A 10031-nucleotide genomic window follows, 5' to 3' on the forward strand; every position below is an offset into this window, starting at 1 on the left:
TAAATATAAGATGTGGGATTAATTTACTATATAGAAATGGTTATATAGAAGTTTATTTTTACTTATTTGATAATTATGATCGGTGGTCAGCCAATATTTGTATTAAGAGAAGGTACAAAAAGAGAGAGTGGCAAGGATGCCATGCAGGAAAATATAGATGCTGCAAAGGCTATAGCAACATCAATAAGATCAACATTGGGCCCAAGGGGTATGGATAAAATGCTTGTGGATTCCCTTGGTGATATAGTAATAACCAATGATGGTGTAACAATATTAAAGGAAATGGATGTTGAACATCCTGCAGCCAAGATGATGGTTGAGGTTTCAAAAACACAGGACAGCTATGTTGGCGATGGGACAACAACTGCTGTTGTACTGGCCGGTGCCCTTCTTGATCAGGCACAGTCGCTGATTAACCAGAATGTCCATCCAACAGTTATTACAAACGGATTCAAAATGGCTGCAGAGCAGGCTTCTAAAATTTTAGATCAGATTTCAAAACCTGTAAAAATATCTGACAGGGATCTGCTGGTTCAGATGGCAAAAACATCACTTAACAGCAAGAGCGCATCAGTTGAGGAGGATCTCCTTGGCGGCATATCCTATGATGCAATTAAAAGCATAGCTGAGGAGAGAGATGGCAAGTATTATGTTGACTTTGATAACCTCCAGATAGTTAAAAAGCAGGGTGGGGAAATACAGGAAACACAGTTAATAGATGGTATAATTCTTGATAAGGAGAAGGTCCATCCGAATATGCCAAAACTCGTTAAGGATGCAAAGATTGCCCTCCTTGATGTGGCATTAGAAATTAAAAAGCCAGAGTTTGATACAAACCTTCAGATAAGTGATCCAAGAATGATCCAGAAATTCCTTTCACAGGAGGAAGACCTTCTCAAGGATATGGTAGAAAAAATAAAGGCAACAGGTGCCAATGTTGTAATAACCCAGAAGGGAATAGATGACATGGCACAGCACTACCTTGCAAAGGACGGCATATATGCAGTGAGAAGGGTTAAGAAGAGTGATGTTGATAAGCTTGCCAAGGCAACAGGTGCAACAATAATATCATCACTTGAAGAAATAACAGAAAATGATCTGGGACATGCAGACAGTGTGGAGGAAAGAAAGGTCGGCGATGACTACATGACATTTGTGACAGGCTGCAAGAACCCAAAGGCCATAAGCCTATTAATAAGGGCCGGAACAGAGCATGTTGCAGATGAGATAGAGAGATCACTTACAGACTCACTGCACGTGGTCGCCGCAGCCGTTGAGGATGGTGCATATGTCACCGGAGGCGGATCAGCAGCCGAGGAAATGGCATTCAATCTTAGATCATATGCATCCAAGGTTGGTGGCAGGCAGCAACTGGCAATAGAAAAATTCGCTGATGCACTTGAGGACATACCCAGGGCACTGGCAGAAAATGCAGGATTGGACCCAATAGACATACTAATACAGATAAGAAGTGCACATGCCAATGGAAAGAAAACCTATGGATTAAATGTCTTCAAGGGAACAGTTGAGGACATGGAAAAACTTGGTGTAATAGAGCCCATAAGGGTTGGCAAACAGGCAGTTGCAGCTGCTACGGAGGCTGCAGTAATGATACTTAGAATAGATGATGTTATAGCCACCAAATCCTCAAAGAACAACCCATCACCAGGTGGACCACAGGGTGGCATGGGCGGCGGAATGCCAGGTGGAGAATACTAAAATATATGAATTATTTTTTTATAAATATTTTAACTTCATACACAATTTAAATGCTTTTTGATTGGTTTTTATAAATAATCAATTGCTGGGAATTAAAAAAACTTTGTGAATTCTAAAAATTATGAATTTAATATGTAACATCATTAATATCGGTTGAATAACATTTTAAAAGGGTTTATATATAGTTTTTAAATTTATATCTTAATGATAAATACATATAAACCAATATATAAAAAACAGCATTATGGCCTTGTCGGAAATCATTCAGCCGTAAAGGTATGTCACTGGACCAAGAGCCAGTTAACAGGCCATGCTGCATGTTATAAAAATACATTTTATGGAATTAATTCACATCAGTGTATACAGATGACACCCGCATTAAATGCATGCTCAGAGAACTGTGATTTCTGCTGGAGATTTCAGGGATTTGACAGCATGCATATTTCTCAGGAGGATGATCCAGAATTTATTCTTGAGGAAAGCATAAAGGCACATTTGAAATTAATATCGGGATTTAAGGGGAATCCCAAGGTAAAGAAAGAGCTTTTTGAGGAGGCACAGCATCCGAAACATATGGCAATCTCCCTCACTGGAGAACCCACACTTTACACAAGGCTTGGAGAATTAATAGAGGCCGCAACAAAACGTGGTATATCAACATTTCTGGTAACAAATGGAACCCTGCCAATGGTACTCGAAAAACTTGACCCGTTACCAACTCAACTATATGTAACGGTTGCAGGTCCCACAAAAAAGATATTTAATGATGTTCTTCATCCAGCAATAGGAAACGCGTGGGAAAACTTTAACAGAACACTGGAGATCCTGCCATCACTGGATACAAGGAAGGTAATAAGGCATACACTCGTTAAGGATGTAAATATGCCGTACTATGATGAGTATGAAAAACTGGATAGAATAGCCTCACCAGATTTCATAGAATCAAAGGGTTATGTACATGTTGGCCAGTCCATGGACAGACTGGCATATGAAAACATGCCAAGCCATGAAATGGTGCTTGAATTCTCAAATGAACTTGCCAGAAGGCTGGGTTACACACCATATGCAGATAGATACGAAAGCAGGGTTGCCATGATAGCAAAGGACCCATCAAAGGCCAAAATTGACTTTGAGGCAGAATTAAAGAAACATATGAAATAATTTTATTTTATTGATATTTTTTTGAGCTCCTTTTTAGGCTCATTTGCTGTGGATTGATTTTTAAATATAATTCTCTGGCCGAATCTTATAAGTTCAAACACGCCTCTTGTATATTTTTCAGCCTCAGATATTACATCCCCAACTATTTTGGGCACCTCAATATTTATCTGTATTACTGTTTTTTTATCCATAAATAGTAATTACTTTAGTGTTATATATAGATAACCATTTTTCAGTTCAGCGGCTGCAGGTTCCATGTTTGCCATTGTCTGTGGGAGATACATTATCCTCTTCCAGTTGCCCACCTCAACAACAAGCTCACCACCTTTGTTAAATAAATCAAGATTTTCCTTTGTTGCATATGGCAGTTTAATTTTAACTATAACATCATTTCCATGCTTTGTAAATTCTATTGGTTTTCCTTTATAAAAAATATCATAAGGGTCATTTTCACCGTATATGGTCTCACCAAATTTTATTAATTTATCCCTGCCAAGTGGCTCATCGTTTTGAAGGTATCCCTTTAATATCTTAACATCAGGGAAGGCATCCGGGAGCTCATCAACAATTTTATGCTGCGATTCCCTCCATTCCCTGAAAAAATCGCCTGTATCATCAGTATATATTTTGTTTGCAATAACGGCATCAACTGGATATCCATAAAGCAAAAGATATGTAAATGCCCTTTTTGTTTCATTATATGACATTTGATCGGCATTTGTAACAAGCCTTATGGATGTTATTTCAGGATCCTGCAATATATCATGAATATGGCCAAGCTGATCATAAAGTGCCTCTGCGCTTTCAAAGACCTTGTCGTTTGGCATTGGAAGATTTGAGAATGGTTTCATGAACGGCCTTGCAATCTTTGCGGCGGTTCTGCTTATTGGAAATACCTTTTCCATGTACCATCTCATAACCTCCGGGAATGATAAAAGCCTTAATGCCTCACCTGTCGGTGCGCTATCGACAACAATTACATCAAAGTCATTATTATTTATATAATCGTTAATGTAAAGCAGATATGCTGCTTCCTCAAATCCAGGAAGTATTGCTATTTCCTCGGCAGAAATTGGATCAAGACCCTGGTACTGGAATAATGCTGTTAGATATTCACGTAGATCGTTCCAGTGACTTTTTATTGCATCGTTAATATTTATCTCCTGTGCATAGAAATTATCATAAATTTTTGTTGCCTCTGATCCTATTTTTGCCTCAAGAGAATCGCTAAGGCTGTGGGCAGGATCTGTTGACATTACCACAGTTTTATACTTTTTCGAAAGCATTAATCCAGTTGACGCTGCCACACTTGTCTTACCAACTCCACCCTTTCCTGTATATAATAAAACTCTAGACATTATACAACACCTGATTCATTTATTCTATCTATTACTATCAATGCAAGGTCCATAAGAAGATCAACATCTCCTGACCTCTTTATTTTATTTAAATTGCTAACGGATTTTGTTATATAATCCTTGGCAATATTAAAAGAATATTCAAGGGACCCCAATTCATATAAAATGTTTTTAAATACATTTTTAAAGTCCTTATCACGGTATTCTCCTGTAAGTATATCCTTTATTATTTTTCTCTTTTCCTGACTGGCATTTCTTAATGCGTGAATTATCGGAAGGGTGATAACATCATGGTTTAAATCAACCATTGTGGGTTTTCCCATATCCTTTTCGTTTCCCACTATGTCCAGTATATCATCTGTAATCTGGAATGCCATGCCCATATTAAATGAAAATTCCTTTAAATTTTCTGATATATTTTTATCCGCACCGGCAGCCAGTGTGGCACCTTCAGCACAGGCTGCAAAAAAATCTGCAGTTTTATTTTTTATTATTAATTCATATGTATTTATATCCATGTTTAGGTTTCCAATATTCATGGCCTCCAGGATCTGACCCTCGGCAAGCCTTGATGATGCATCGGCCATTATTTTTGATACGTCCTTTCCATATCTTGATCCGAGTTCATATGCCTTTGCAAATAGATAATCGCCAACAACAATGGCATTATTTATGCCTTCCTTATAGCTCAATGTTTTTCTACCCCTTCTGTATGGGGAATTATCTATAATGTCATCGTGTATTAAACTGGCAGTATGGATTAATTCATATCCTGCTGCAAGGTCAAGTATATTTTCATACGGTTTATCTGTTGAAATTTCATAGGACAGAATAGTTAAAAGTGGCCTGAATCGTTTTCCACCGGCGTCAATGGTATATTTTGCCATTGTGTACAGATAATCTTGATCTGTTTCTATGGTTTTCAATAACCTGTTATTTATCTCATTAATTTTTTTGGACAAACCAGACTGCCATTCATAAAAAGTTTTCATTTAAACACCGCAATTTTACAAATGTATTAAAAATAACAATTTAAGTTTTTGTGATTTATAAAAATAATTAATTTATCTGGATAAAACAATTTCAATTGATGAAACGTTTGATGGGCCCCTCTCACCCTCAAGTGTCTCGGTATCTAATGTTATCCTTTCGTATTTTATGTCCTGTACAAATTTATGCCTTGTTATCTCTGCTATATCGACTGCCTTGCTGATTGATTTTCCCCTTGCCTTAATAACAATGCGTTTTACATCATTGTTGTTAAATTGTGTCACTATAGCAAGGACATAGTTCATTGTTGGCTTTTTTCCCACAAAGATTGTATTTTCTTCTGCCATGTAAAATCCCCTTTATCCCTTATTTATTAACGCTATTTAATAATATCGCTGATTTCTATTTTAGCCGGATCATGGTATCTGTGCTTATAACACCGTCAATTGATCTTATGTTATCCACCTCTGAATTTATCTCATCAAGGGTATTTTTGGATAATTTTATTGACACGTCAATGCTTCCTGAAAGCTCATATATTTCATGGTAAATATTTTTCAACTTTTCTAATACATATGGTGCCTTTTTTGGGTCAACCCTCACAAGAATCATGGCCTCAACCGACGATGGGGTTTCTATTGTAAATTTTTTTATAATTCCTGATTTATAAAGATTTGCTATACGCTTCCGTATTGTACCCTCAGAAACCTTTAACTCCCTTGCAATTTCCATATTGCTCATTCTAGAATTTTCCCTTAATAACTTTAAAATTTCATAATCTTTTTCATCCATAAACCATTATTGTTTGGTTTAATTTAAATATATGTAAACGAATAAAAAACTTAACTGTATAATCCAGAACTGTTATGCCTATCATTGGTTGTCTTAATAAGCTCCTTTGGAACCTTAAGCATTCTCATTATATTTGTTGCCTGAATTATGTATACAGGGATGCCTGTATTTGGGTCATTTCCGTTTCTTTCTATTGCCATTATCTCCATTTTTATCTGCATAACTGTTCCGTCCTCCAGAGTAACCTTAACCCATTTTGGCTCCTCATCCAGTGTAAATCCTATAACCTCTCTATCATCCACCATATATATGGAAATCAAAATTAATATAAAATACATGGCATTACCTGATAAAACTTATTAAGGTAAAAATAATTAAGTGGTGCAAGGGTAACTAAGCTTGGCCAAAGGTGCAGGACTTAAGATCCTGTCCCGAAGGGGTTCGCGGGTTCAAATCCCGTCCCTTGCATGATTATAAAAGTTCAATGCAATGACATACATTGTTAGTGTTTTCATATCTTTATTTATATACTCATGATGCTGATTTTATAATATAAAAATAACATTATATAATTTAATGATTATATTATAATCACATATAAATATTTAATAGGGCTTTATAGAAAAGTGTATATATAGTTATTATAATTGCCATATATGGAGAAAGTAAAAATAAATGGTGTAGATCTTGTTAAATATCTGTTAATTAAATATGGTCCTCTCCCACAAAAAAATTACAAAAGCTTTCTTATTTTGCTGAATATGAATACATTAAAAAATATGGAAGAAGATTATCTGATCTAACATTTAAGCGTTATTATTTTGGGCCTTATTCCGAGGATATAAAAAATATTGAAGACTTAGAAGAAGACATTGTTATAAAAGAACAGATTAATAACAATCCTGCAAAAGAATCAGAGCTTGTAAATGAAGATTTTAAAATAGATAATAAAATTGCAAATATGATACATGACCTCATAAAACCATATATAGATAAAAATGGAAGTGAACTGGAAAAACTGGCAGATAAGACAGAGCCTTATATCTATGCAGAAGATTTTAACAACCCTATAGACCTTGATAGCTATGCATGGTTTTACAGTGAAGTTAATTCCGGTGTTTTCTGGAAAAATGCCGAAAAGATAGATAAAGAGAATATAAAAAAAGGCATATATGGAAAACATATAATAAAAGACGATTCCGATATTGATTCTCTATTTTCATGATTTAAATATGCGATAATTATTCTATTGATGTATCTGCGATAGAAGATTACATAAAAAAGGTTAGGGATAAAAATATCAAGGATCAGATTAAAAAGAAAATATGTGCAGTAAAGAAAAATCCATATATTGGTGCAACTAAAACAGGGCTAATCGCAAATTACAGGGCGGTAAAAGTTAATAGGCAAAAAATCGTAATACTCTATAAAATAGGGGAAAAATATTGCATTGTTATATTTATAAACATTGGAAATCATGATGAATTCTATGGCAGAACATATGGCAAAAGATAAAGGCTACTAAAATAAATATTATAGTTTATTATATCCAATTTATTATCTAAAAGATCATTGCTCGCTTTCAAAGCAAACAACAGATGCCCATGGAATATATACGAGTTTATTCCCTGATTTGAGAAGCATGCCGTCGGTGTCCTGTTCTTCTAATGTTTCCTCGCTGAAGAAAATCGGATCTCCCCACAGAATAATAAACATTTATTTTCATTCCTATAAATCTTTCTATATTGTAGTATTCTTCCTTATATGCATTTCAATCACGTTTTCCTTTCATCATAACATACAGTCTATACATTGAAAAGAAGGCATTCTTTGGATAATTCTTTATTTTTAATTTTCCTGGGCATTCCCATGTAAATTCATATAAATCATATTTATCGGATTTATCTGTATTATATACCTTTTTATATTGCGATATTGAATAATCTAGGTCCTTATAGATGTTTTTATGTATTATTGTTCTGTAATCAGCTAATCTTTTGGTTGTGTACCATATTTGTGTAAATATAAATCTCCCTGTTAATAATGAAATGATCATTAAATAACAGGGAGAAATACCTCTTCTGAACCAAGGAGGTATAAAGTAGGGATATGACAATATAAAATATATCGGATATAGAGAAATTAATAGAACAGACAATAAAGGAAAAAATAGAAACCCTTATGAAAATAGAACAAGATCAATATTTAGAGGAGAATCCTGGAATAAAGAATGGTTATTATAAGAGGAACCTAAAAACAAGGTATGGTGAGATCAAGGATTTATCAGTGCCAAGGAATAGAGATAATAAATTCCACAGTGCTATAATAGATAATAATAGGTCTGTATGATGTTGGATAGTGATTGTTAAACAAAAATCTTTCCATTTCATGAGACATTTATCATAGACCTCTTATAATAATTACTATTTCTTCTTCTGTAGCCATCCTTAAGATTCTTTAAAAATCCTCTGTAATATTCCCTGAAACTACTATCATTATTCCATTTACCTAAAAACTGCAAAGGTGAATAGTAATCAAGGGTAGAATGTAGCCTTATATTATTATAATCATAGAATGCCTTTTCTATTATTATTTTACCATCATTGAAATTATTTATTTCATTGATCCATATATAATCAGTTTTAATTGAATTATGGAATGATTCAATATCTCCATTCTCCTCAGGTGTTTCCCTTTCTATGTATTCATGCTTTATATTCATTGTTTTCAAATAATTATTGAATTCTTTAGAAATATATTGGGGACCATTGTCTGTCCTTAGAGTAATATTCTCAGGTACTATGCCATTGAACTTCCTTATAATAGCATCATCTATGGCATTTATTGCATCCCTGGCCGTGCATGATGCATTATAATTATAGCCATACCATTCCTTGGAGAATGCATCCTTAATGCACATTAAATAGGTAATTCCATTATTTGTAGGTATATAAGTAATATCTGTTTCTATTAACATCTCTGGCTTATCTGCTATTAATAATTTTAATTCCCTTCTATTCTTATGGTTATGCAATGGTAAAGTTAGATTATTGTTCTTCATTATTTTATACACTGTTTTCCTTGCTATATTTATGCCGGAGTTCCTCAATAATGCCCATATTCTATTATAGCCATATGTTATTCTTTCTTTGCATAGTTCTATTATTTTATTAATAATACTATTATCAATCCTTGTTGAAGATCTTCTATCTTCAATGTTTTCATGCCTCCTCCTATAATAGTATGTTATTCTGTTAATTCCTGAATAATAGCATGCATTTTTTACTTCAATCCCATTATTATACATTTCATACACTGAACTCACCTTTTCCTTCTCATATAATTTTTTTTTAAAATCTCATTTGCTATGGTCATTTCACCTATATTCCATTATAATATTATATTTTTCATCTGATGTGTAATAAATATTCCCCATCATCAATATCAAGAATAACAGATCTAGCATTGGAGGAGGTAAATAAATTTGTTAATAGAAGGCTCGATAATAAGTATATTGCAGTCATACTGGATGGATTATTCTTCTATTTAAGAAGGGAAACAGTAGATAAAGAACCAGTAATATTTGCTCTTGGAATAAAAGAATCCGGAGAATATGAAATATTAGGATTCTATTCAACTATAAAGGAATCACATAATAATTATAAGGATGTATTAGAGGATCTATACAGAAGGGGATTAAAACAACCATTATTATTTATAGCAGATGGTATAAATAATCTGGATGAGAAGGTAATCAAGATATATCCTGGAAGTGATTTTCAATTATGCACCATACATTATATGAGGGGATTGAAATCAAAGGTAAAGGAAAAGGATTTAGAAATAATGGATGATGCAAATAAAATGTTTAAATGCAATAATAAGGATGAGGCCATAGGTAAATTCATGAGTTTAAGAATAAATGGGAGAACAGGTATCCTAATATAATATATAATACTGAAATAAAGTTAGGTGAATTATTAAGATTCTATGATTATCCATTAAGAATAA

At 33.8% G+C, this 10031-nt stretch carries 13 protein-coding genes, 1 tRNA gene and 2 pseudogenes; 8 read left to right on the top strand and 8 right to left on the bottom strand.

Annotated features, from left to right (window positions below):
- Nucleotides 1–75: 75 nt before the first annotated feature.
- Together thsB and twy1 are read left to right on the top strand one after the other, a co-directional pair.
- The gene (gene thsB, locus AOG55_RS08325; protein ID WP_048100845.1) at nucleotides 76–1719 is read left to right on the top strand and encodes a thermosome subunit beta; all 1644 of its coding nucleotides are present in this window, start codon (nucleotides 76–78) and stop codon (nucleotides 1717–1719) included.
- Nucleotides 1720–1923: 204 nt separating this feature from the next.
- A complete protein-coding gene (twy1, locus tag AOG55_RS08330) occupies nucleotides 1924–2880 on the top strand; it encodes a 4-demethylwyosine synthase TYW1 (protein WP_048100844.1) in 957 nt (318 codons plus the stop codon).
- A gap of 2 nt (nucleotides 2881–2882) precedes the next feature.
- Here twy1 and AOG55_RS08335 read toward each other — a convergent pair whose 3' ends face one another.
- From AOG55_RS08335 to AOG55_RS08360, 6 genes are all read right to left on the bottom strand, one after another.
- On the bottom strand, nucleotides 2883–3071 hold the full coding sequence (locus AOG55_RS08335; RefSeq protein ID WP_048100843.1) for a hypothetical protein: 189 nt from the start codon (nucleotides 3069–3071) through the stop codon (nucleotides 2883–2885).
- Between the two features lie 9 nt (nucleotides 3072–3080).
- Nucleotides 3081–4238, bottom strand: coding sequence for an ArsA family ATPase (locus AOG55_RS08340; RefSeq protein WP_055041165.1), 1158 nt, complete (start codon nucleotides 4236–4238; stop codon nucleotides 3081–3083).
- Nucleotides 4238–5230, bottom strand: coding sequence for a polyprenyl synthetase family protein (locus tag AOG55_RS08345; RefSeq protein WP_048100841.1), 993 nt, complete (start codon nucleotides 5228–5230; stop codon nucleotides 4238–4240). The genes AOG55_RS08340 and AOG55_RS08345 overlap by 1 nt, the downstream gene beginning before the upstream one ends.
- 72 nt (nucleotides 5231–5302) lie before the next feature.
- A complete protein-coding gene (albA, locus tag AOG55_RS08350; protein ID WP_048100840.1) occupies nucleotides 5303–5575 on the bottom strand; it encodes a DNA-binding protein Alba in 273 nt (90 codons plus the stop codon).
- A gap of 55 nt (nucleotides 5576–5630) precedes the next feature.
- Entirely contained in the window at nucleotides 5631–6020 is a 390-nt protein-coding gene (locus AOG55_RS08355) for an Lrp/AsnC family transcriptional regulator (protein WP_048100839.1), read from the bottom strand.
- A gap of 50 nt (nucleotides 6021–6070) precedes the next feature.
- Nucleotides 6071–6325, bottom strand: a complete 255-nt coding sequence (locus AOG55_RS08360; protein WP_048100838.1) for a hypothetical protein — start codon at nucleotides 6323–6325, stop codon at nucleotides 6071–6073.
- Nucleotides 6326–6403: 78 nt separating this feature from the next.
- Here AOG55_RS08360 and AOG55_RS08365 point away from each other — a divergent pair.
- The 4 genes from AOG55_RS08365 (at nucleotide 6404) to AOG55_RS09830 (ending at nucleotide 7535) form a co-directional block, all read left to right on the top strand.
- A tRNA-Leu gene (locus AOG55_RS08365) sits at nucleotides 6404–6488 on the top strand.
- A 188-nt stretch (nucleotides 6489–6676) separates the two neighbouring features.
- Nucleotides 6677–6823 (top strand): hypothetical protein, encoded by a 147-nt coding sequence (locus tag AOG55_RS09700; protein WP_236688999.1) that lies wholly within the window; start codon nucleotides 6677–6679, stop codon nucleotides 6821–6823.
- The gene (locus AOG55_RS09220) at nucleotides 6790–7245 is read left to right on the top strand and encodes a hypothetical protein (protein WP_231563408.1); all 456 of its coding nucleotides are present in this window, start codon (nucleotides 6790–6792) and stop codon (nucleotides 7243–7245) included. Before AOG55_RS09700 ends, AOG55_RS09220 begins: the two co-directional genes overlap by 34 nt.
- A gap of 38 nt (nucleotides 7246–7283) precedes the next feature.
- Nucleotides 7284–7535 carry a type II toxin-antitoxin system RelE family toxin gene (locus AOG55_RS09830; RefSeq protein WP_353850942.1) on the top strand — a complete coding sequence of 84 codons (252 nt, stop codon included), beginning with the start codon at nucleotides 7284–7286 and terminating at the stop codon, nucleotides 7533–7535.
- Between the two features lie 256 nt (nucleotides 7536–7791).
- Here AOG55_RS09830 and AOG55_RS08375 read toward each other — a convergent pair whose 3' ends face one another.
- Entirely contained in the window at nucleotides 7792–8076 is a 285-nt protein-coding gene (locus tag AOG55_RS08375; protein ID WP_048100836.1) for a hypothetical protein, read from the bottom strand.
- Between the two features lie 68 nt (nucleotides 8077–8144).
- Here AOG55_RS08375 and AOG55_RS09425 point away from each other — a divergent pair.
- Nucleotides 8145–8366, top strand: a pseudogene (locus AOG55_RS09425) (transposase); the annotation flags it as partial.
- A 40-nt stretch (nucleotides 8367–8406) separates the two neighbouring features.
- Here the strand turns inward: AOG55_RS09425 and AOG55_RS08380 are convergent.
- On the bottom strand, nucleotides 8407–9345 hold the full coding sequence (locus AOG55_RS08380; protein WP_269082537.1) for an IS3 family transposase: 939 nt from the start codon (nucleotides 9343–9345) through the stop codon (nucleotides 8407–8409).
- Between the two features lie 86 nt (nucleotides 9346–9431).
- Between AOG55_RS08380 and AOG55_RS08385 the strand changes: the two are divergent.
- Nucleotides 9432–10031: pseudogene (locus tag AOG55_RS08385) on the top strand (IS256 family transposase); the annotation flags it as partial.

Source organism: Acidiplasma cupricumulans, assembly GCF_001402935.1.
In the GTDB taxonomy this organism is placed as follows: Archaea; Thermoplasmatota; Thermoplasmata; order Thermoplasmatales; family Thermoplasmataceae; genus Acidiplasma; species Acidiplasma aeolicum.

Excerpts from the sequence above, each read along its gene's own strand:
- AOG55_RS08355 (WP_048100839.1), bottom strand. The coding sequence starts at position 6,020 with ATGGATGAAAAAGATTATGAAATTTTAAAGTTATTAAGGGAAAATTCT.
- albA (WP_048100840.1), bottom strand. The coding sequence starts at position 5,575 with ATGGCAGAAGAAAATACAATCTTTGTGGGAAAAAAGCCAACAATGAAC.
- AOG55_RS08340 (WP_055041165.1), bottom strand. The coding sequence starts at position 4,238 with ATGTCTAGAGTTTTATTATATACAGGAAAGGGTGGAGTTGGTAAGACA.
- AOG55_RS08335 (WP_048100843.1), bottom strand. The coding sequence starts at position 3,071 with ATGGATAAAAAAACAGTAATACAGATAAATATTGAGGTGCCCAAAATA.
- AOG55_RS09700 (WP_236688999.1), top strand. The coding sequence starts at position 6,677 with ATGGAGAAAGTAAAAATAAATGGTGTAGATCTTGTTAAATATCTGTTA.
- AOG55_RS08345 (WP_048100841.1), bottom strand. The coding sequence starts at position 5,230 with ATGAAAACTTTTTATGAATGGCAGTCTGGTTTGTCCAAAAAAATTAAT.
- AOG55_RS08375 (WP_048100836.1), bottom strand. The coding sequence starts at position 8,076 with ATGATCATTTCATTATTAACAGGGAGATTTATATTTACACAAATATGG.
- AOG55_RS08360 (WP_048100838.1), bottom strand. The coding sequence starts at position 6,325 with ATGGTGGATGATAGAGAGGTTATAGGATTTACACTGGATGAGGAGCCA.
- thsB (WP_048100845.1), top strand. The coding sequence starts at position 76 with ATGATCGGTGGTCAGCCAATATTTGTATTAAGAGAAGGTACAAAAAGA.
- twy1 (WP_048100844.1), top strand. The coding sequence starts at position 1,924 with ATGATAAATACATATAAACCAATATATAAAAAACAGCATTATGGCCTT.